At 61.1% G+C, this 20,057-nt stretch carries 21 protein-coding genes; 11 read left to right on the top strand and 10 right to left on the bottom strand.

Annotated features, from left to right (window positions below):
• Positions 1-3: 3 nt before the first annotated feature.
• The 3 genes from K3819_RS11810 to K3819_RS11800 all read right to left on the bottom strand — a co-directional run bounded on the left by K3819_RS11810 (position 4) and on the right by K3819_RS11800 (position 1,933).
• Positions 4-1,218, bottom strand: a complete 1,215-nt coding sequence (locus K3819_RS11810) for a cytochrome c biogenesis protein DipZ (protein WP_085613545.1) — start codon at positions 1,216-1,218, stop codon at positions 4-6.
• 77 nt (positions 1,219-1,295) lie between these two features.
• Positions 1,296-1,634 (bottom strand): hypothetical protein, encoded by a 339-nt coding sequence (locus K3819_RS11805; RefSeq protein WP_221399363.1) that lies wholly within the window; start codon positions 1,632-1,634, stop codon positions 1,296-1,298.
• Between the two features lie 29 nt (positions 1,635-1,663).
• Positions 1,664-1,933: a DUF2790 domain-containing protein gene (locus K3819_RS11800; RefSeq protein WP_221399362.1), complete on the bottom strand. Its 270-nt coding sequence runs from the start codon at positions 1,931-1,933 to the stop codon at positions 1,664-1,666.
• Between the two features lie 306 nt (positions 1,934-2,239).
• Here K3819_RS11800 and K3819_RS11795 point away from each other — a divergent pair, with 306 nt between their 5' ends.
• The 3 genes from K3819_RS11795 (at position 2,240) to K3819_RS11785 (ending at position 5,562) form a co-directional block, all read left to right on the top strand.
• A complete protein-coding gene (locus tag K3819_RS11795) occupies positions 2,240-2,980 on the top strand; it encodes a response regulator (RefSeq protein WP_007956289.1) in 741 nt (246 codons plus the stop codon).
• Positions 2,977-4,284 (top strand): ATP-binding protein, encoded by a 1,308-nt coding sequence (locus K3819_RS11790; protein WP_221399361.1) that lies wholly within the window; start codon positions 2,977-2,979, stop codon positions 4,282-4,284. The genes K3819_RS11795 and K3819_RS11790 overlap by 4 nt, the downstream gene beginning before the upstream one ends.
• 315 nt (positions 4,285-4,599) lie before the next feature.
• Entirely contained in the window at positions 4,600-5,562 is a 963-nt protein-coding gene (locus K3819_RS11785; RefSeq protein ID WP_221397423.1) for a transposase, read from the top strand.
• A gap of 32 nt (positions 5,563-5,594) precedes the next feature.
• On the opposite strand, the gene K3819_RS11780 is transcribed toward K3819_RS11785, so the two are convergent.
• Positions 5,595-6,344: a DUF2063 domain-containing protein gene (locus tag K3819_RS11780; protein ID WP_221399360.1), complete on the bottom strand. Its 750-nt coding sequence runs from the start codon at positions 6,342-6,344 to the stop codon at positions 5,595-5,597.
• Positions 6,337-7,176: a DUF692 domain-containing protein gene (locus K3819_RS11775; RefSeq protein ID WP_039767837.1), complete on the bottom strand. Its 840-nt coding sequence runs from the start codon at positions 7,174-7,176 to the stop codon at positions 6,337-6,339. The genes K3819_RS11780 and K3819_RS11775 overlap by 8 nt, the downstream gene beginning before the upstream one ends.
• A 1,280-nt stretch (positions 7,177-8,456) precedes the next feature.
• On the opposite strand from K3819_RS11775, the gene K3819_RS11770 reads away from it, so the two are divergent.
• A complete protein-coding gene (locus tag K3819_RS11770; protein WP_085648848.1) occupies positions 8,457-9,503 on the top strand; it encodes a class I SAM-dependent methyltransferase in 1,047 nt (348 codons plus the stop codon).
• 81 nt (positions 9,504-9,584) lie between these two features.
• Entirely contained in the window at positions 9,585-10,424 is an 840-nt protein-coding gene (locus K3819_RS11765; protein WP_221399359.1) for an NAD-dependent protein deacetylase, read from the top strand.
• Between the two features lie 13 nt (positions 10,425-10,437).
• Here the strand turns inward: K3819_RS11765 and K3819_RS11760 are convergent, their stop codons facing one another.
• A complete protein-coding gene (locus tag K3819_RS11760; RefSeq protein ID WP_221399358.1) occupies positions 10,438-11,316 on the bottom strand; it encodes a LysR family transcriptional regulator in 879 nt (292 codons plus the stop codon).
• A gap of 173 nt (positions 11,317-11,489) precedes the next feature.
• Between K3819_RS11760 and K3819_RS11755 the strand changes: the two genes are divergently transcribed.
• From K3819_RS11755 to K3819_RS11745, 3 genes are read left to right on the top strand one after another with little or no spacing between them, the layout of a single operon-like run.
• On the top strand, positions 11,490-12,188 hold the full coding sequence (locus tag K3819_RS11755) for a CoA transferase subunit A (RefSeq protein WP_007956274.1): 699 nt from the start codon (positions 11,490-11,492) through the stop codon (positions 12,186-12,188).
• 24 nt (positions 12,189-12,212) lie between these two features.
• Complete coding sequence (locus K3819_RS11750) at positions 12,213-12,878, top strand: CoA transferase subunit B (protein WP_007956272.1); 666 nt, start codon at positions 12,213-12,215, stop codon at positions 12,876-12,878.
• Positions 12,879-12,889: 11 nt separating this feature from the next.
• Complete coding sequence (locus K3819_RS11745; RefSeq protein WP_039767824.1) at positions 12,890-14,071, top strand: acetyl-CoA C-acetyltransferase; 1,182 nt, start codon at positions 12,890-12,892, stop codon at positions 14,069-14,071.
• 105 nt (positions 14,072-14,176) lie between these two features.
• Here the strand turns inward: K3819_RS11745 and K3819_RS11740 are convergent, their stop codons facing one another.
• Positions 14,177-14,779 carry an NADPH-dependent F420 reductase gene (locus K3819_RS11740; RefSeq protein WP_221399357.1) on the bottom strand — a complete coding sequence of 201 codons (603 nt, stop codon included), beginning with the start codon at positions 14,777-14,779 and terminating at the stop codon, positions 14,177-14,179.
• Between the two features lie 115 nt (positions 14,780-14,894).
• Between K3819_RS11740 and K3819_RS11735 the strand changes: the two genes are divergently transcribed.
• Entirely contained in the window at positions 14,895-15,788 is an 894-nt protein-coding gene (locus K3819_RS11735) for a LysR family transcriptional regulator (RefSeq protein ID WP_221399356.1), read from the top strand.
• Here the strand turns inward: K3819_RS11735 and K3819_RS11730 are convergent.
• Positions 15,785-17,104, bottom strand: coding sequence for an Nramp family divalent metal transporter (locus K3819_RS11730; RefSeq protein ID WP_221399355.1), 1,320 nt, complete (start codon positions 17,102-17,104; stop codon positions 15,785-15,787). The two genes, K3819_RS11735 and K3819_RS11730, sit on opposite strands and share 4 nt — an antisense overlap.
• A gap of 76 nt (positions 17,105-17,180) precedes the next feature.
• Entirely contained in the window at positions 17,181-17,720 is a 540-nt protein-coding gene (locus tag K3819_RS11725) for a chalcone isomerase family protein (protein ID WP_221399354.1), read from the bottom strand.
• A gap of 147 nt (positions 17,721-17,867) precedes the next feature.
• On the opposite strand from K3819_RS11725, the gene K3819_RS11720 reads away from it, so the two are divergent.
• Complete coding sequence (locus K3819_RS11720; protein WP_221399353.1) at positions 17,868-18,641, top strand: hypothetical protein; 774 nt, start codon at positions 17,868-17,870, stop codon at positions 18,639-18,641.
• A gap of 87 nt (positions 18,642-18,728) precedes the next feature.
• Complete coding sequence (locus K3819_RS11715; RefSeq protein WP_221399352.1) at positions 18,729-19,295, top strand: hypothetical protein; 567 nt, start codon at positions 18,729-18,731, stop codon at positions 19,293-19,295.
• A 3-nt stretch (positions 19,296-19,298) separates the two neighbouring features.
• On the opposite strand, the gene K3819_RS11710 is transcribed toward K3819_RS11715, so the two are convergent.
• Complete coding sequence (locus K3819_RS11710) at positions 19,299-20,015, bottom strand: alpha/beta hydrolase (RefSeq protein ID WP_221399351.1); 717 nt, start codon at positions 20,013-20,015, stop codon at positions 19,299-19,301.
• Positions 20,016-20,057: the final 42 nt, after the last annotated feature.

The raw sequence follows: 20,057 nt of genomic DNA, 5'->3' as shown, positions 1-20,057 counted from the left end.
GGTTTACGCAGCAGGCGCCTTGGCCTCTTTGAGCAGCTGCTGAATCATCTGCTCCTGCGCCTGATAACTGCCTTCGCCAAAGTGGGTGTAACGCACCTGCCCCTTGGCGTCGACCAGATAATGCGCCGGCCAGTACTGGTTATCGAAGTTGCGCCAGATCGCGTAGTTGTTGTCGATGGCTACCGGGTAGGTGATGCCAAGCTTCTTCACCTGATCCTTGACGTTGTCGATGATCCGCTCATAGCCGTATTCCGGGGTGTGCACACCGATCACCACCAGGCCGTCCTTGCCGTACTTCTTCTCCCACTCTTTGACGTACGGCAGGGTGTGCTGGCAGTTGATGCAGTCATACGTCCAGAAGTCCACCAGCACCACTTTGCCGCGCAGGGACTCGGCTGTCAGTTCCGGCGAGTTCAGCCATTGCACCGCACCGGACAGCGACGGCATCGCGCCTTTGCTCGCCTCGTCTTCAGTCGAGTCTGCACGGACTTTGCTGACGAAGTAGTCCACCACTTTCGGCACGTTCTCCAGCACGCTTTTCTCGACCGATGCCACGCCTTGGGACGAGGTGTTGGCCAGCAGCACGTTGTCAGCACCGGTGGCGATCACCGCCGCCGTCGCCAGCACCGCAACACCCGCGCCGCGGCGGAACCAGCCAGTGAAAGGAATCGACGGTTTCAGTCGGTTGACCAGACCGCGACCGGCGAAGATCAGCGTTCCCAGCGACAGCGCGCTGCCCGCGCCGTAGGCCAGCAGCAACAGGCTGGTTTGGGCGTTGGCGCCTTGCAGCATGGCACCGGTGAGGATCACGCCGAGGATCGGACCGGCGCACGGCGCCCACAGCAGACCGGTGGCGACACCGATCATGATCGACGCCATGGGCCCGGTCTTTTTCCGGGCGTCGGGGTCGAGGCGATTGCCCAGCAGCACAAAGGGCCGCGCCAGCCAGTCACCGATGCGCGCGGAAATCAGCGACAGCGCAAACAGCACCATTACCGCCAACGCAATGTGGCGACCGGTGTTGCTGGCCTGGATCACCCACTCGCTGCTGACCACCGCCAGACTGGAGATCAGGGCGAAGGTCAGGGCCATGCCGCCGAGGGTCAGCAGGATCGAAGAACGGGTGCGGTCGGCTCCGGCGAACAGAAACGGCACCACCGGCAAAATGCACGGGCTGAGGACAGTCAACAGACCGCCCAGGAACGCGATGAGAAACATGAGGTTCACCTTTTGAATGAGGGGTGGTCTGTCGACTGGATCGGGGGCTGACCGTTACGGGCAGCCCCCTTCAATCCTCAAGCCGTCTGGTTTTCCAGCCATTGGCTTTGCGGCGTGCGGCTGGCACCGTTCTCGGCCAGCGTCTGGCCTTGCGGCGTACGGCTGGAGCCGTCGGCGGCCAGTGTCTGGCCCTGTGGCGTGCGGCTGGAACCGTCGGCGGCCAGTGTCTGGCCCTGTGGCGTGCGGCTGGCGCCGTCGGCGGCGATCAAACCTTCGCTGCCCGGCTTGGCCACCGGAGCCAGTTGGAAGCAGTTGCTGCTGCCACAGCTGTTCTGTTCGACGGCAGCGTTGGCGTGGGCCGCGACGCCGGCGAGGGAGAAGGCAACAGCGGTCAGATAGCGCGATACGTTGTTCATGGCGATGTTCCTTTTATAGAGGTGGGTAATCAGTTGTCTTCGTTGCAGCCGTCGGCGAATTTGCGGTAGTCGAGTACCTGGGTCTTGCCGGCCGAGTCGAGGTAGGTCAGGCGGGCGTCGACGATGCCGCAGGTCATCGAGTTGTCCTGGTTCAGCGACACCACTTTCTGGATGTCCAGGTGGCTGCCGTAGGAGTAGGTTTGCGGAGTGACATCGGCTTCGGCGCGGGCCGACAGGGTGCAGATGTTCAGAGCGGCAAACAGGCAAGCGGCAGCGATCGATTTGGTCTTGGTGTTCATGGCGTTTTCCTCGGGGCTTCAATGGTTGAATCGTTGATTGGGCCGAGGCGTTCTGTGCTTGCCTCGATGGAGCTCATTTAAAGCTCGCGAGGTATCGCGCATGTGTCGGCAAATGCCGTGTATAAATCGCTACGTATCCGCGCGCGCCCGGGATACACAGCGATACAAAACCCTGTAAAAATCCGCTTTTTGCGTCGGTGTGTATCCGTCACAGCGCTGGATACACTGCAATACAAAGGCAGGCAGGCGGCCTCGCGCAGGCTCGATAGACTGCCCGGCAATCCCCTTTGATTGAGGTTTGGCCCCATGGAACATGTCGATCACATCCTGATCGTCGACGACGACCGCGAGATTCGCGAACTGGTCGGCAATTACCTGAAGAAAAACGGCCTGCGCACCACGGTGGTTGCCGATGGCCGGCAGATGCGCAGTTTTCTGGAAGCCAACACCGTCGACCTGATCGTGCTCGACATCATGATGCCCGGCGACGATGGCCTGCTGCTGTGCCGCGAGTTGCGCTCGGGCAAACACAGGGCCACGCCGATCCTGATGCTCACCGCACGCAATGATGAAACCGACCGCATCCTCGGCCTGGAAATGGGCGCCGACGACTACCTGACCAAACCCTTCGCCGCCCGCGAGCTGCTGGCGCGGATCAATGCCGTGCTGCGGCGTACACGGATGCTGCCGCCGAACCTGGTGGTGACGGAAAGCGGCCGGCTGCTGGCGTTCGGTCGTTGGCAGCTCGACACATCGGCTCGGCATCTGCTGGACAAGGACGGCACCATGGTCGCGCTCAGTGGCGCGGAGTACCGTTTGTTGCGCGTGTTCCTCGACCATCCGCAACGGGTGTTGAGCCGCGATCAATTGCTGAATCTGACCCAGGGCCGCGACGCCGATCTGTTCGACCGCTCCATCGATCTGCTGGTCAGCCGTCTGCGCCAGCGCCTGCTGGATGACGCCCGCGAACCGGCCTACATCAAGACCGTGCGCAGCGAAGGCTATGTGTTTTCGCTGCCGGTCGAAGTCCTCGGAGCCCCCGCATGAATCTCGCCCTGCACTGGCCGCGCACCCTCGCCTCACGGTTGTCGCTGATTTTCCTGATCGGGCTGATCCTCGCTCAGGCGCTGTCGTTCGGCGCGCAGTATTACGAGCGCTACGAAAGCGCGAAAAACACCATGCTCGGCAACCTCGAAACCGACGTTTCGACCTCGATTGCCATCCTCGACCGCCTGCCCGCCGAAGAACGCCCGATGTGGCTCAAACGCCTGGCTCGCAAGAATTATGGCTATCTGCTGAGCGAGGGCGAACCGGGCACACCGCTGGACCCGCAGGACGTGCCGATTGCCGTCACCTCGATTACCGATGCAATTGGCGAGGCCTATCCGCTGACGTTCACCGATATTCCCGGCCCGAAAAAACACTTTCAGGGCCACCTGCGCCTGAGCGACGGCAGCCCGGTGACCATCGATGTGCGCCCGTCGATGGTGCCGCTGTCGCCATGGCTGCCGGTGGTATTGCTCGGGCAACTGGCGCTGATGCTCGCCTGCACCTGGCTGGCGGTGCGCATCGCCATCCGCCCCCTCACCCGCCTCGCCAACGCCGTGGAAACCCTCGACCCCAACGCCCACCCGATCAACCTCGACGAAAAAGGCCCGAACGAAGTGGCCTACGCCGCCCGCGCCTTCAACTCGATGCAGGCGCGCATCGCCGCGTACCTGAAAGAGCGCATGCAACTGCTCGCGGCAATCTCCCACGACCTGCAAACCCCGATCACCCGCATGAAACTGCGGGCGGAGTTCATGGACGATTCGGCCGAGAAAGACAAACTGTGGAACGACCTCGGCGAGATGGAACATCTGGTGCGCGAAGGCGTGGCCTATGCCCGCAGCATCCACGGCTCGACCGAGGAAAGCCGACGCACCAATCTGGATTCGTTCCTCGACAGCCTGGTGTTCGACTATCAGGACATGGGCAAGGAGGTGCAACTGAGCGGCAAGAGTGACGCAGTCATCGATACCCGCCCCCACGCCTTGCGCCGGGTGCTGGTCAACCTGACCGACAACGCGTTGAAGTTCGCCGGCGCTGCCGAGCTGCTGATTCAACGCGACAAGAGCAGCCTCTCGATCAAGGTCATGGATCGCGGCCCGGGCATCGCCGAAGAAGAGCTGGCCCCGGTGATGGAGCCGTTCTACCGCGTGGAAAACTCACGCAACCGCAGCACCGGCGGCACCGGGCTGGGGCTGGCGATCGCCCAGCAACTGGCGCTGGCGCTGGGCGGTTCGCTGACCCTGAGCAATCGTGAAGGTGGCGGATTGTGTGCGGAGCTGAAGTTGCCGCTACACACCTGAAGCAAACATAAATCCATGTGGGAGCGGGCTTGCCGGCGAAGAGGCCAGTAGAGTCGATATATTCATCGACTGAACAAGCGCCTTCGTCGGATCGCCGCCCGGACCAAGCCCGCTTGTATGTTTAGACTTGAAGGGGTGGGCGGGACTAAAAGCTCGATTCCGACTCTAGCCAGTACGGACCGTGGGAGACTTCTCGTCCCGCCCTTTCTACCTAAAGCGCCGATAAGGAATTCATCGGTAAAACCGACGATAGAGGCAAGCCAGCGCTACGGTAGACCCCGACAAGCTCTTAAACCCTAGCTCCGAGGATTCGTCATGACAATCCTTACCTCGCCAACGGTGATTGGTGTCGATGTGGCCAAGGCCGAAATCGTCGTTTATCGCGAAGATCTGAAAATCATCCAGGCCATCAACAACGACCGCACATCTGTAGGTCATTGGCTGAAGACCCTGCCCGCCCAAAGCTCAATCGCCCTGGAAGCCACTAATCTCTACCACCTGGACACGGCCGAACTGGCCCATGGTATGGGGCATCGGGTTTACATCGTGGACCCTTACCGGGTGAGCCATTACCGCGAAAGCATCGGTCAGCGTGCAAAAACCGACCCTTGTGATGCACGTCTTCTGGCGCGTTATCTAACCAGTGAACAGCATCGGCTGCGGGTCTGGAACCCACCACCGCGGCACTACACAGTGTTGAAAAGTCTGCTTAACAAGCGTGCACAGCTGATGAAGGTCCGAGTCAGTATCAAGCTGAGCTGGTCAACCGAACCTCTTCTTGAAGATCTTTTGGCCGATGGGTTGAAGCATTTCAAACAGCTGGATCAGGCCATTCAGGAGTTGCTTCGTAAAGTCAGCCAAGAAGCCGGAATTAGTGAAAACATCAGACGCTGCAAAGCGATTGAAGGAGTTGGTGAACTCACGGCAACGGGCCTGGCAACTACATACATGCGAGGTGAGTTCGCCAGCGCCGATGCGTTCATCGCCTTTCTGGGAATGGACTTGAAGGCAAAAGACTCAGGTAAGAAACACAGTCCTCGCCACTTGAGCAAAAAAGGTGACGGGGAATTACGGCGTCTTGCACACAATGCAGCTATGGCAGCTTGTCGGTCCCCTGTCTGGAAACCGTTCTATGAGTCCTATCTGGCAAGAGGTCTAGCCAGAACCCAAGCCTTGGTCATCCTCGCCCGCAAGCTTTGCCGGGTGGCATTCGCCCTCATGAAAAACCAGAGCGAATACCAACCGAATTTAAGGTTGCAGGGTTCCCCTGCAACATAGAATCTCCCACAGGATTTGCGGTGTTTTCGAAATCATGTAATGCCTAACACACCGTCCTCATGCATCTGCCGCAACAACGCCAAACCACTGTCCATGAACGATGCCGTTACCGGCAAACCCGCCTCCATCGCCAGCCCTTCCAGTTGTTCACGACCGTTCAGCGCGGGGAACTCGCCAATGCGCTGCAACAACCGCCAGGCCAACGGGCTCAGCTCGGAAAACTTCACACTGAAATCTACCGCACGCCTTACCAGCAACAACGTTGGCTGGGCCGGTGGTGTAGACGGTTGATGGTCAGGGCTGAGGATTTGCACCGGCCAGGTGTACGCCAACGGCCAGGCTAACGCCGAAACCTGCAGTGGCCACTCCAGCAACTTCGCCGGATCACTCGCAGGCAAGGGCTCGGCGTCGGACTGCTGCAACACCATTTCCACCCACTCGTAATGCGCCAGCTCCACCAGGAACGCCGGCCAGTCACCCTCGCTCAACACGGCCGGTTCCGAGGCGAGGTAACCGACAAACTCCTCGGCGATCTCGCCGAATTTCGGCGTCTGCGCCCGGTAGTCCCGCAGGAAGCCACGAATCAATGTGCGCCAGCGTTCCTGGCCGATGATCCGGATCAGCACAGGAAACGTGCTGCCCAGCAGTTGCGAGACGTTGTTGAACACCAGATCGCGATAGACATTGACCCGCGCCGCGTTCATGTCGGCGGGCGGCATTTCATGCTCTGGATCGCGCAGGTAGCGGGTCAACGCCTGTTGTTGCCGCAGAAGATTATCCACGCGGGCCTCCTTCGATTTGCAGACGGCGAATGGTTTGCAGCTCGGCCACCAATTCAGAAAACGCCGGGAAATTGAAATCCCGCTCCAGCAACGTCGGCTGCGCGCCGAATCGGGCATAAGCGTCGGCCAGCAACGACCAGACCACCGGCTTTACCGAGGCGCCATGCGTGTCGATTTTCAGCGTGTCGGATTCATCGAAATGCCCCGCCACGTGCATGCCAACCACCCGGCCCGGCTCGATGGCGGCCAGGAACGTCTGCGGGTCGAAACCGTGGTTGATCGAGTTGACGTAGACGTTGTTGACGTCCAGCAACAGGTCGCAATCGGCCTCGCGCAGCACGGCGTTGGTGAAGGTCACTTCGTCCATGTCCTGCCGGGGCGCGGCGTAATAGGAAACGTTTTCCACCGCCAGCCGCCGCCCGAGAATGTCCTGGGCCTGGCGAATCCGCGCGGCGACGTGGTGCACCGCCTCTTCGGTGAACGGCAGCGGCAGCAGGTCGTAGAGATGACCGTCGTCGCTGCAATAGCTCAGGTGTTCGCTGTACAGCGGCACCTTGTGCTGATCGAGAAAGGTTCGCACTTCCCGGAGAAAGCCCACGTCCAGCGGCGTCGAGCCACCGAGCGACAACGACAATCCGTGGCAGGACAACGGATAGCGCTCGGCCAGCTCGCGCAACGCGGCGCCATGGGCACCGCCGACGCCGATCCAGTTTTCCGGCGCTACTTCGAGAAAATCGAAATCGCCGGTGCGCGCGGCTTGCAGGTCTTTCATCAAGCCGCGACGCAGGCCAAGCCCGACGCTGGCCTGCAAGGTGGGGTGGGGAATCTGCATGGGCAAGATCTCTACTGAGGAGCCGCCGGGCGTGGCGACTGACAGGTTCAGTAAAACCGGCGGGTGTATCGCGGCTGTGTGGGCAATACGCGGGAAGTGGCGGGTTTTGTATCGGCGGTGGGCCTGTACACAGTGGGATACAGACTCGCTGCCTTCTTCGTGAACAGCGAGTTCATCGGTTTAAACCAACTCAAAAACTGTACATACAACCCTGTATATCCAGAGCTTACGGATGACACCTACAGATGCCGGCGAAATGCCCTACCTTCGCACGAGAACAAGCTGATTGAATTATCATTTTTGACAGATTAATGAAGCAAAAAAAAACCCGCATCAGCCGAAACTGACACGGGCTTTCCCCCACATCAACGACAGTTACTTTAGGTCGTCAAAGTGGTCTCGCAGGAACTCGTAAAAGCGAAACGCTTTCAACAATCTCCATACGAGGCTCAACGTACGCAACAAAAGCTTCATACGTTTTGGCCTCCAAGGTTGGGGGCCAAACCTCCAGCGCACTTACCGGATCACGCGTACCTTCGGAAGAACACGCCAGTACTTCCGGTGAGGCGGCCGGTTGAAATCCCTCCAAATCATCATTCCGGCACGGATGCAAAACCGTGTCAGAGGGCGTGAAACCGTTAGGCCACCAGCCAAACCCTACCGCTGCACCAGGGTGTGAGCGCGGGCATATTAACCCAGAATCGCAGGTGGTAAGTCTCGGCCCAGTGATTCTTAAATGAAAGAAGCGCGCATTTTGTAAACCGTTATTTCTGTCAGCACTGCCCTCCTATATCAGGTGCTGAAAACACGTTCCAGGATCTCAAATACACCCACTCATTGTGGGTAAAAATTACGTTGCAAGGATAGGAAAAGCTCAATAACATGACTTCTACGCCAGTGCTTCCGGTGAGACGCACTAAGCCTCAGCCGCAATCTGAGGCTTGCTAAAAAACCGCCCCGCAAGGCGGTTTTTTTTCGCCCATCATTTGCTCCAGGCGGACATGGGCCGGCGCTTTGTCTTTGCCTCTTAGCGGAATCAAATTCGGGAGCCCACGCTAAGGTGGAAGAGTGCACCGTCGCGATACACAACGATTCACAGCCTCAAAATCCACGCAGACCGCTCCCGCCGCCGCCAACAGCGGCTAGACTCAATCAGTACCCAGTCGAGGGGGACGCAGGACAGCAGTGTCGCCCTGCCCGTTTCCACGACCACCGCCCGGTGGTGAATGCCTCGACCCCCAACGCCACCGGACTGTGATCCTGTCAATGGAGCACATGAAATGGACGAGGCCAGACTCAACGAATTCATGGGCAAACTGGTCAACGACATGGGCGGCGCGGCGATGCTGGCCAATGTCATTGTCGGCGAAGAACTCGGCCTCTATCGGGCAATGGCCGACAGTCAGCCGATCAGCCCTGAATCCCTCGCTGCAAAAACCACCTGCAACCCGCGACTGGTGCGCGAATGGCTGAGCGCCCATGCGGCGTCCGGCTACATGGAACACCTCGACGGCAAATTCCGTCTGCCGGAAGAACAGGCGCTGGCCCTGGCCAAGGAAGACTCGCCGGTGTACGTGGCCGGCGGGCTTGGCGTGGTGGCGTCGTTTTTCCATGACAAGGACAAACTGGTCAAAGCCATGCGCGGCAACGGCGCCCTGCCCTGGGGCGATCACCATCCGTGCATGTTCACCGGCACCGAGCGCTTCTTCCGCCCCGGCTACAAGGGGCATTTGATCGCCGAGTGGCTGCCGGCGCTGGACGGCGTGGTGGCCAAACTCGAAGCAGGCGCCAAAGTCGCCGACATCGGCTGCGGTCACGGTGCATCCACGGTAATCATGGCCCAGGCCTATCCCAACTCGCGATTCGTCGGCTACGACTATCACGCGCCTTCGATCACCGTCGCCACCCAACGGGCCGAAGAAGGCGGCGTCAGCAGTCGCGCGCGGTTCTTCCAGGGCACGGCGAAAAGCTACCCCGGCGATGACTATGACCTGATCTGCTATTTCGACTGCCTGCACGACATGGGCGATCCGGTCGGCGCTGCCAAACACGCCTTTGAATCCCTGAAAGACGACGGCACGGTGCTGCTGGTCGAGCCGTTTGCCAACGACACCTTGGACGAAAACATCACACCGGTCGGGCGCTTGTTTTATGCAGCGTCAACGTTCATCTGCACACCAAATTCGCTGTCCCAGGAAGTGGGTCTCGGCCTCGGTGCCCAGGCGGGCGAGTTGCGTCTGCGTAAAGTGTTTACCGAAGCCGGCTTCAAACACTTCCGGCGGGCGACGCAGACGCCGTTCAACCTGATTCTGGAGGCGCGCAAGTAACCTCGGGCAGCGGACGCCTCTGAAAAGAGGCGTCTGTCGGTGCTAACCTGCAAGGCACTTACCGCCTGCGGAGCGCTGATCATGCTCGACCGTCCCCTCCCCGACCCGCTCGACTCTCTGCAACAGATCATGGCCGACGGCGACTTTATTGTGCTGACCGGCGCCGGCATCAGTACGCCGTCGGGCATCCCGGACTACCGCGACAGCGACGGTGTGCGCCGGGGCCGGCAGCCAATGATGTACCAGGAATTCCTCGCCGCCCCGGAGTCGCGCCGGCGCTATTGGGCACGGGCCATGCTCGGCTGGCCACGGGTGCGCCAGGCGCGACCGAACGCTGCCCATGAGGCGCTGGCCAGTCTGCAAAGCCACGGCCGGATCGGCGGCCTGATTACCCAGAATGTCGACACCCTGCACGATCAGGCCGGCAGTCACGATGTCATCGAACTGCACGGCAGCCTGCACCGGGTGCTGTGTCTGGATTGCGGTCAGCGCAGCGAGCGGGATTCGATTCAGCAATTGATGGAAACGCAGAACCCGTATCTGGCGGGCGTCGATGCCGTGCAGGCACCGGACGGCGACACCCTGCTCGACCCGGCTTTCGAGGCGCGCTTTCAGGTGCCGCATTGCCCGCATTGCGCAGGCGAACGGATGAAACCGGACGTGGTGTTTTTTGGTGAGAACGTGGCACAGCCAACAGCGGCACGGGCCATGGCGCTGGCGGAAAATGCCGCCGGGATGCTGGTGGTGGGTTCGTCGTTGATGGCGTATTCGGCGTTTCGCCTGTGCCGGGTGATTGCGGATCGGGGCAAGCCGCTGATTGCGATCAATCTGGGGAAGACGCGGGCGGATGAGTTGCTGGATTTGAAGATTGAAGCGTCGTGCGAACAGTTGCTGCCGCTACTGACAGAACGTCTGACTTAGCGACCTCCCAAAGTCAGTGTTCAGCCTTGAGAATGTCAAAAAGCGCCTGCGCCGCCGCCGACAATTCATTCCCCGGATCCGTCAGCACGCCAATCGCCCGCTCCACCACCGGTTCGTGCAAGGTCAGGCAATGCGCGCCCAGTTCGCGCATCTGCCCGGCACACAAGGCTGGCACCGCACTGACGCCCAGCCCGCTCGCCACCATCCGCCCGACCGTCGCCAGTTGATGGCTTTCAAATTCCACCGGCAGTTTCATGCCCCGGGCCTGCAAGTGTTCTTCCAGCATCACACGCACCGTGGACGGTCGTTGCAGGGTGATGAACGGCTCCTGCAGCAAGGTCTGCCAATCAATGTCACTGCGATCAGCCAGCGGCGAATCCTGCGACACCACGGCGACGAAACGATCCCGGTAAAGCGGCGTGAACGTCAGCGAGGTGTTCTGCATCGGCTCGAAGGCCACGCCGAGTTCGACCTGGCGATCGCGGACCATTTCCAGCACTTGCTCGTTGATCACGTCGTTGACCGTGACGTTGACGTTCGGATAACGCGCGCGGAAGGTCTTGAGAATCGGCGGCAGCAGGTTGCCGGCAAACGACGGCATCGCCGCCAGCGTCACCCGGCCGCGCTGTAGGCTGAAGCGCTGGCGCATTTCGTCTTCGGCGTTGTCCCAATCGGCGATCAGGCGCCGGGCCAGCGGCAGCAGCGATTCGCCTTCCGGGGTCAGCGCCACGTTGCGCGTGTTGCGACTGAACAGGCGCCCGCCCAGGCCTTCTTCCAGCGCCTTGATGGTCAGGCTCAGTGCCGACTGCGACAGGTGCAGACGCTCGCAGGCCACGGCGAAGCTCAGGCTCTGGGCCACGGCGAGAAAGGCGCGGATCTGCTTGATGGTCATGGTTGTGTTACTCGACGGACTAAGCTGAACATCCGTCCGCCGACCAAGGCGGACATTTAATTAGCTTTATCAATCAATCAACCTTAAAAATCAACTTAACAAATATATCCTTCAGCGCGACACTCCAGTCATTCGGCTAGCCAGCCGCCCGACAAACAATAAAAGAGGTGCATATGGCAGGTTTCGACAAGCGCGTGTATTCCTACGAGGAAGCCATGGCAGGTCTTGAAGACGGCATGACCGTGATCGCCGGCGGCTTCGGCCTGTGCGGCATTCCGGAAAACCTGATCGCCGAGATCAAGCGCAAGGGCACCCGCGACCTCACCGTCGTCTCCAACAACTGCGGCGTCGATGGCTTCGGCCTCGGCGTGCTGCTGACCGACCGCCAGATCAGCAAGGTGGTCGCCTCCTACGTCGGCGAAAACAAACTGTTCGAAGAGCAACTGCTCAAAGGCGACATCGAAGTCGTTCTGACCCCGCAAGGCACCCTCGCCGAAAAAATGCGCGCCGGCGGCGCCGGCATTCCGGCGTTCTTCACCGCCACTGGCGTCGGCACCCCGGTCGCCGAAGGCAAGGAAGTGCGTGAATTCCACGGTCGCAAGTACCTGATGGAAGAATCCATCACCGGCGACTTCGCCATCGTCAAAGGCTGGAAAGCCGACCACTTCGGCAACGTCATCTACCGCCACACCGCGCAGAACTTCAACCCGCTGGCCGCCACCGCCGGCAAGATCACCGTGGTCGAAGTCGAAGAAATCGTCGAACCCGGCGAGCTGGATCCGGCACACATCCACACGCCCGGCATCTACGTCGACCGGGTCATTTGCGGCACGTTCGAAAAACGCATCGAACAACGCACCATCCGCAAATAATCCAGGCTGACGGAGAACAAGAACATGGCACTTACCCGCGAACAAATGGCTCAACGCGTCGCCCGCGAAATGCAGGACGGCTACTACGTGAACCTCGGCATCGGCATTCCGACCCTGGTCGCCAACTACATCCCCGAAGGCATGGAAGTCATGCTGCAATCGGAAAACGGCCTGCTCGGCATGGGCCCTTTCCCGACTGAAGACACCATCGACGCCGACATGATCAACGCCGGCAAACAAACCGTGACCGCACGGATCGGCGCTTCGATCTTTTCCTCGGCCGAATCCTTCGCAATGATCCGCGGCGGCCACGTCGACCTGACCGTGCTGGGCGCCTTCGAAGTGGACGTGCAAGGCAACATCGCCTCGTGGATGATCCCCGGCAAACTGGTCAAGGGCATGGGCGGCGCGATGGACCTGGTGGCCGGCGCCGACAACATCATCGTTATCATGACCCACGCGTCCAAGGACGGTGAGTCCAAGTTGCTGAGCCAATGCAGCCTGCCGCTGACCGGCGCCGGCTGCATCAAGCGCGTGCTGACTGACCTCGCCTACCTGGAAATCGAAAATGGCGCTTTTGTCCTCAAGGAACGCGCACCTGGCGTCAGCGTCGAGGAAATCGTCGCCAAAACCGCTGGTAAGCTGATCGTCCCGGATCACGTACCAGAAATGCAGTTCGCTGCCGAGTGAGGAATTCGAAAATGCAAGACGTCGTCATTGTTGCCGCCACGCGCACCGCGATCGGCAGTTTCCAGGGTTCGCTGGCCAGCGTCTCCGCCGTGGATCTGGGCGCAGCGGTCATCCGCCAGTTGCTTGAGCAGACCGGTCTGGACGGTGCTCAGGTCGATGAAGTGATCATGGGCCAGGTGCTGACCGCCGGCGCCGGCCAGAACCCGGCGCGCCAGTCGGCGATCAAGGCTGGCCTGCCCCACGCCGTACCGGCCATGACTTTGAACAAGGTCTGCGGTTCGGGCCTCAAGGCCCTGCACCTCGGCGCCCAGGCGATCCGTTGCGGCGACGCAGACGTAATCATCGCCGGGGGCCAGGAAAACATGAGCCTGGCCAATTATGTGATGCCGGGCGCGCGCACCGGTCTGCGCATGGGTCACGCACAAATCGTCGACACCATGATCAGCGACGGCCTGTGGGATGCGTTCAACGATTACCACATGGGCATCACCGCCGAGAATCTGGTCGAGAAATACGAGATCAGCCGCGAACAGCAGGACGCCTTCGCCGCTGCGTCGCAACAGAAAGCCGCCGCAGCCATCGAGGCCGGTCGTTTTGTCGATGAAATCACCCCGATCCTGATCCCGCAGCGCAAAGGCGATCCGGTGGCGTTCAAGGTCGACGAGCAACCACGCGGCGACACCACCGCCGAATCCCTGGCCAAACTGCGTCCGGCCTTCAAGAAGGACGGCAGCGTCACCGCCGGCAACGCTTCGTCGCTGAACGACGGCGCAGCTGCGGTCATTTTGATGAGCGCCGAAAAAGCCAAGGCCCTGGGCCTGCCGGTCCTGGCGAAAATCGCCGCCTACGCCAACGCCGGCGTCGACCCGGCGATCATGGGCATCGGCCCGGTTTCCGCCACTCGTCGCTGCCTGGACAAGGCCGGCTGGAGCATCGGCCAGCTTGATCTGATCGAAGCCAACGAAGCCTTCGCCGCGCAATCGCTGGCAGTGGCCAAGGATCTGCAATGGGATCTGGACAAGGTCAACGTCAACGGCGGCGCCATCGCCCTCGGTCACCCGATCGGTGCGTCGGGCTGCCGTGTGCTGGTGACGTTGCTGCACGAAATGATCAAGCGTGATGCGAAAAAGGGGCTCGCGACCCTGTGCATCGGCGGCGGCCAAGGCGTGGCACTGGCGCTGGAACGCGCGTAAGCGCAAAGAGGTTCAACAGCGGGCAGTGGATCCACGACATCCATGGCCCGTTGGCAACAAACCCGGTACGACTCACGTCGCACCGGGTATTTTTTTGCCCGGCCGTCAGGCGAACTTCACCAGATTCAGCACCGGCAACGGCCCGCCCGGGAACTGCACCAGTCGTGCACCCACGCTCAATTCGCCCAGATCGATACCGAAGAAGCCGAGCTGATCGATCAGCGCACCCACTTCCGCCTTGGCCTGCGCATCATCCCCTGATAGAAACAGCACGCGCTTGCCACCCTCCGATGTTGGATCCGCTTCCAGCAAACGCGCCAGCAAGTGGTTGAACGCCTTCACCACCCGCGCACCCGGCACCCATTCGGCGAACACTTCGCTGGAAGGTCGACCCTGCAAGTCCACCGGTTTGAACGATGGCGCTTCAATCGAGTTGTTGGCGTCGATGACGATCCGCCCGCCGAAGTCCGGCAGCCCGGCCAGTGCCGTCGGCAGTTTCGACCAGTTCACCGCGACCAGCACAATGTCTTGGGCCGCCGCTTCTTCACGACTAACGGCACGGGCAGTCGGGCCGAGTTCTGCGACCAGTTCAGCCAGGGTCTCCGGCCCGCGACTGTTGGCGATGACCAACGGGATGCCCTGACGCGACAAGGCTTTGGCAAACGCTGAACCGATGGCGCCAGCGCCGATGATTCCGATAGTGCTCATGGTGTTCTCCTCAAAGTGGGGTAAGACTCGAAACGAATCTTGCGCTTGCCATTCCCACTTGATTAGCCGGTAATGCCTTGAATGATCTTCAAGTATCACTATCAGGTCGAAATCCATGGAAACCCTCGCCAATCTCGAATCCTTCGTCCGCAGCGCCGAGACCGGCAGCTTCTCTGCTGCTGCGCGGTTGCTGGCGCTGACTCCGGCGGCGGTCAGTCGCAACGTGGCGATCCTTGAGCGCAACCTCGGCGTGCGGCTGTTTCAGCGCTCGACCCGCAAGCTGTCGCTGACTGAGGCCGGTGAAGGTTTTCTGGCGAGCATCGGCGGCAACCTCGACGCCTTGCAGGCAGCGATTGCAACGGTAGCGACCGAGCGCGGCGAGCCGGCGGGTGTGCTCAAGATCAGCCTGCCGCCGACGTTCGGCATCGATCACATGCTGCCGCTGCTACCGGAATTTCTGACGCGCTATCCACTGATCCGCCCGGAATGGCATTTCGAGAACCGCCAAGTGGACTTGATCGCCGAGGGCTACGACGTGGCGATTGGTGGCGGCTTCGAACTGACGCCCGGCGTGGTCGCCCGGCCATTGTCGTCCGCCGAAGTGCTGGCGGTGGCGTCGCCGGCGTATCTGGCGGGCCGCACACTGCCGCGGCATCCGGCCGATCTCGCCGATCACCACGGCATCGTCATGCGCGGCCTGCGCACCGGGCGCCTGCGCCAATGGCAGATGCACAACCAGGCCGGCGAACAGGCCAGTGCCCTGCTCAACCCGAACATCGTGCTGAATGATCCGATGGCCATGCGCAAGGCTGCGCTGCTGGGCTTGGGCGTGACGATGCTGGTGCTGCCCGATGTCAGCGCGCAGATCGAACGCGGTGAACTGGTGCGGCTGTTGCCCGACTGGCAATGCGATGCCGGCGCGATTTCGCTGTACTACCCGAGCCGTACCTTGCTGCCGGCCAAGACCCGGGTGTTCATTGATTTTGTAGTCGAGGCGTTTGGCCGCTAGGCCGCCATCTGCAGAATCAGCCACGCATTCGCGCCGCTGATCACCACAAACAATCCCCACGCGAGAACCTTGGTTGGCAACCGATTCACAAACGGCCCCATCAGCCGTTTGTCGTTGGTCATGCGAATCAGCGGATACAGCGCAAACGGCAATTGCAGGCTCAGCACCACCTGGCTCAACACCAGCAGCTTGCCCACCGCGCCGTCGCCCATCAGCCACACGCCGATGAACGCCGGGATCAGCGCCAGCCCACGGGTGATCAGACGTCGCTGCCAGCAAGGGATACGCAGGTTCAGATAGCCTTCCATGATCACTTGCCCGGCGATGGTGCCGGTGAAGGTCGAACTCTGCCCCGAAGCCAGCAGCGCCACGCCGAACAGCACACTGGCCAGCGCGCCGCCCACCAGCGGATCGAGCAAGTGATAGGCGTCCTGGATGTCGACCACGTCGGTGTGTCCGGACTGATGAAAGGCGGCCGCCGCGAGAATCAGGATCGCCGCGTTGACCAACAACGCCAGCGCCAGCGAACCGATGGTGTCGATACGCGCCAGTTTTACCGCGTCCTGTTTGCTGGCCAGATCCTTGCCGATCAGCCGCGTCTGCACGATCGAGGTGTGCAGGTACAGGTTGTGCGGCATCACCGTGGCGCCAAGGATGCCGATGGCCAGGTACAACGGCGCGGCATCGCTGATCGCCGACAGCGACGGTTTGAAGCCTTGGGCGACGTCCGGCCAGTACGGTTTGATCAACAACAGCTCGACGAAAAAACACGCGCCGATAGTGCCCACCAGCACAAGCATGATCGCTTCCAGCCGGCGGAAACCACGGTTTTGCAGGGCCAGTACCAGCAGCGTATCGAATGCGGTCAGGGCGATGCCGAACGTCAGCGAACAGCCGAGCAACAGGTGAAATGCCAGCGCACAGCCGAGTACTTCCGCAAGGTCAGTGGCGATGATCGAGATTTCCGCCAGCACCCATTGCAGCCGCGCCGTCGGAGTGCTGTAGCGTTCGCGGGAAAGCTGCGCCAGATCACGCCCGGTGGCGATGCCCAGCCGCGAGCACAGGCATTGCACAACCATGCCCGCCAGACTCGCCAGCAACACCACGAACAGCAAGCTGTAACCGAAACGCGAACCGGCCTCGATGGCGGTGGCCCAGTTACCGGGATCCATGTAGCCGATCGACACCAGCAAACCGGGGCCGGCAAAGCGCAGCACGCGTTTGAAGAACGAGGCGTTGGGATCGACCGGGACACTTCCGGCCACTTCCGGCGGGCAGAACGGCGCCGTGGCGATTTTGGGCAAGCTGAACTTCACAAACACATCCAGAAACAAGTCGAAAGGCGCAGCTTAGACGTTTCAGTCGGCAGGCCCAAGCGCCGATGTGCTGCGTTCAAGGTTGGGCAGGACCCAGCAATTGCCGGCGCAGTTCGGGATTGCGTGTGCGTGGATCCAGCCAGATGTTGAAAAAAGCCTGGGCGAACAACGGGTCGTTGATTTCGTGCTGCAACTGTTGGCCAACAAAGAACCGCGCGCCCTGCCCCGGCAGATACACCCCGGTGATCCGCGTGCCGGCCTGCACGTCGACGAACGATTGCTGCATCTGGGCCTGCCACACCGCCAGTTGCGCAGGACTGATGGAGGCGCCTGCCAGGCGTTTGATCTCGTCGACGCTGGCCTTGACCAAATCTTCGCGGGACACGCTGCGCCGGTAGATCAGCTCCAGGGCGAAGGGCTGACCATCGGCCAATGGACGCGCGGCGCTCCACAACCGGGCGTTGTAAACGTCGAAACCGAAAATGCTGAAATCGCCGGTGCCAATGATTTGCGCACCGGGCACCACGTCTTGCCAACTGGCCCAGGTGGGGGTCAGCAACAACGCCCACAAGCCTATCCCGCAGCATCCACGCAACACCTTCGGTGTACTGCTCATCGCGGCATCGACTCCGGTAAACCCTGATACCCAGAGCATAGTCGGCAATCACACCCATGATTTTGTATACATTTATTGCATGCATATGCAGCAATCCGCTAATGACAATGCTAACGTGGCCCTCATTGACCCGACGGAGACACCTGCGTGCTGATCCTCAAACTGCTGCTGATTCCCGGTTTCCTGCTGCTGATTTCCCTCGCGGGCAAGCGCTGGGGCCCCAGCGTCGCCGGGTGGCTGTCGGGATTGCCGGTGGTGGTCGGGCCGATTCTGTTTTTCCTCGCCATCGAGCAAGGGCCGGCGTTTGCCGCGCAATCGGCGGTCGCGGCGCTGTCGGCCATGTTTGCGATGATCGCGTTTTGTGTCACTTATGCGCAGGTGGCGCAGCGGGCGACCTGGCCGCTGGCATTGATAGTTTCTTTATCGGTCTGGGCCGTGCTGGCGCTGATTCTGTCGCTGACTCCGGCGTCGTTACCCTTCTCGGTCGCCGCTGCTGCGACCGCCCTACTTTCCGCGCCGTACCTGTTTCCCAAGGTGCAACCGGTGGTCAGGGGTCCGGCGCCGAAATCGGACAAACTGGTCTGGCGGATGATTGCCGGCGCGGCGCTGACGCTGGTGGTAACCATGCTGGCCAGCACCGTCGGCGAACGCTGGAGCGGTTTGCTCGCCGTGTTTCCGGTGCTCGGCAGCGTGATGGCGGTGTTTTCCCAACAGACCCGTGGCCCAGCGTTTACCGCCGCGTTGTTACGCGCGACGGCGACGGGGATGTATTCGTTTTCGGCGTTTTGTCTGGTGTTGGCGCTGACCGTTCCGAACCTGGGCTTCGGCGGTTTCGTGGTGGCGGTGGCCGTTTCGGTGGCGATGCTCGGCGTCACTCGGCAGCTGTTGGCCAAACCGGCGCCGGCGCCATCGCCGAACTGAACCCGACCGGACAAACCGCGCTGGAGTGCCAGGCACCCTCCATGGGATGATCGCCGCCCAAGCGCGACCCATCCCTCGGAGATTCGAATGTCATTGCTTTGCAAGAAAGCCGCCGTCCTGTTGTTGGCGGCGGTGGCCGGTTTCGGCGCCATCAATGCTCAAGCGGCCAAGGCCAAAGAGAAGGCTGTCACCGAGAAGGTCTCGATGCTCGACGGCAAATTCAGTTTTGTCCTTCCCAAGGGCTTTGTCGCCGACCCGCTGCCCGCCGGCCCGACCGGTGCCAAGGGCACGATGTACACCAACCAAACGACAAAGACCGTGGTCATCACCGCCGAAAACCAGATTCCCGAAGGCAACAACGTCAAGGACAACGACAGTGCGTTCCTCGACGGTACGGTGTCCGACTTCATCGACGCCCAGCGCAAGGCCCTGCCGGACTTCAACAAGCTCAGCGAAAAGAGCCTGACCCAGAAAGGCAACGGCTTGGGCCTGCGCCAAGTCGACAGCACCGCCACCCAGGGCGGCGGCCAGACCCTCAACACCACGTTGCTGGCCGGTTCCGGCACGCGCATGGCGCTGGTCCAGGTGATTTCCCGGGCCAGCGACAAGAGCGGTCACGAAGCGCTGGTGAAAACCATCCTCAAGGAAAAATGATCTTCACGGGTTGAGTTGCTGCAACCAGTCGTTCAAATCCCGAAGCTCGGCCGCGCTGATGCTGTGGCCGACGCCGGGATAGGCATGAAATTGCGGTTTGTACGACAGCTTCTGCAACAACGCATCGGCTTCGGTGCCACCGCTGTACGGCACCCGGTCATCCGCCGTGCCGTGGCCGATGAAGATGTCCAGCGGCGGATGCTGTTGCTCTGACTTCAGCTCGCTCTTGAGCACCGGCAATACCCGCCCGCTCAACGCTGCAATGCCACCCACCGCCGCAGGCTGACGCAACCCGACCTCGTAAGTCATCATCGCGCCCTGACTGAAACCGATCAGGTACACCTTCTCCGGTTGCGCGTGATATTTCTGCGCCGCTGCGGCGATAAAGGCCCGCAGTTTCTGGCTGCTGGCCTTCAGATCATCGGTCTCGCCGTTGTAGGCGCCTTCGCCTTTCTTGCGAAACCACTGGAAACGCCCTTCTCCCAACGCCATCGGTGCCTGCACCGACAGGTAGTTGTACTGCTGGGGCAGTTGAAATTTCATACCGATCAAGTCTGCTTCGTTGCTGCCATAGCCATGCAGGAAAATCACCAGCGGACGCTGTTCGGCGTCCGGGTGCACCTGGGCCAGGTAGTTGAGCGGCAGATCGTTTTGCAGCGAGGTCTGAGCCTGGACGGCCGTGGACGCCAGCAGCGTCAACAGCGCAAACACCTTCAACATAAGCCTTCCTTCACACAGTGCAGGGTTCGGGGCAGAGCCTAA

Source organism: Pseudomonas sp. 3-2, assembly GCF_019710535.1.
Lineage (GTDB): Bacteria > Pseudomonadota > Gammaproteobacteria > Pseudomonadales > Pseudomonadaceae > Aquipseudomonas > Aquipseudomonas pharyngis.
The sequence above is the reverse complement of the archived record's forward strand: the minus strand, read 5'-3'. Positions and strand labels throughout refer to the sequence as shown.

Coding starts and splice junctions, on each gene's coding strand:
- K3819_RS11745 (WP_039767824.1), top strand. CDS start 12,890: ATGCAAGACGTCGTCATTGTTGCCGCCACGCGCACCGCGATCGGCAGT.
- K3819_RS11715 (WP_221399352.1), top strand. CDS start 18,729: ATGTCATTGCTTTGCAAGAAAGCCGCCGTCCTGTTGTTGGCGGCGGTG.
- K3819_RS11740 (WP_221399357.1), bottom strand. CDS start 14,779: ATGAGCACTATCGGAATCATCGGCGCTGGCGCCATCGGTTCAGCGTTT.
- K3819_RS11775 (WP_039767837.1), bottom strand. CDS start 7,176: ATGCAGATTCCCCACCCCACCTTGCAGGCCAGCGTCGGGCTTGGCCTG.
- K3819_RS11810 (WP_085613545.1), bottom strand. CDS start 1,218: ATGTTTCTCATCGCGTTCCTGGGCGGTCTGTTGACTGTCCTCAGCCCG.
- K3819_RS11785 (WP_221397423.1), top strand. CDS start 4,600: ATGACAATCCTTACCTCGCCAACGGTGATTGGTGTCGATGTGGCCAAG.
- K3819_RS11790 (WP_221399361.1), top strand. CDS start 2,977: ATGAATCTCGCCCTGCACTGGCCGCGCACCCTCGCCTCACGGTTGTCG.
- K3819_RS11765 (WP_221399359.1), top strand. CDS start 9,585: ATGCTCGACCGTCCCCTCCCCGACCCGCTCGACTCTCTGCAACAGATC.
- K3819_RS11750 (WP_007956272.1), top strand. CDS start 12,213: ATGGCACTTACCCGCGAACAAATGGCTCAACGCGTCGCCCGCGAAATG.
- K3819_RS11735 (WP_221399356.1), top strand. CDS start 14,895: ATGGAAACCCTCGCCAATCTCGAATCCTTCGTCCGCAGCGCCGAGACC.
- K3819_RS11770 (WP_085648848.1), top strand. CDS start 8,457: ATGGACGAGGCCAGACTCAACGAATTCATGGGCAAACTGGTCAACGAC.
- K3819_RS11800 (WP_221399362.1), bottom strand. CDS start 1,933: ATGAACACCAAGACCAAATCGATCGCTGCCGCTTGCCTGTTTGCCGCT.
- K3819_RS11755 (WP_007956274.1), top strand. CDS start 11,490: ATGGCAGGTTTCGACAAGCGCGTGTATTCCTACGAGGAAGCCATGGCA.
- K3819_RS11760 (WP_221399358.1), bottom strand. CDS start 11,316: ATGACCATCAAGCAGATCCGCGCCTTTCTCGCCGTGGCCCAGAGCCTG.
- K3819_RS11710 (WP_221399351.1), bottom strand. CDS start 20,015: ATGTTGAAGGTGTTTGCGCTGTTGACGCTGCTGGCGTCCACGGCCGTC.
- K3819_RS11795 (WP_007956289.1), top strand. CDS start 2,240: ATGGAACATGTCGATCACATCCTGATCGTCGACGACGACCGCGAGATT.
- K3819_RS11805 (WP_221399363.1), bottom strand. CDS start 1,634: ATGAACAACGTATCGCGCTATCTGACCGCTGTTGCCTTCTCCCTCGCC.
- K3819_RS11725 (WP_221399354.1), bottom strand. CDS start 17,720: ATGAGCAGTACACCGAAGGTGTTGCGTGGATGCTGCGGGATAGGCTTG.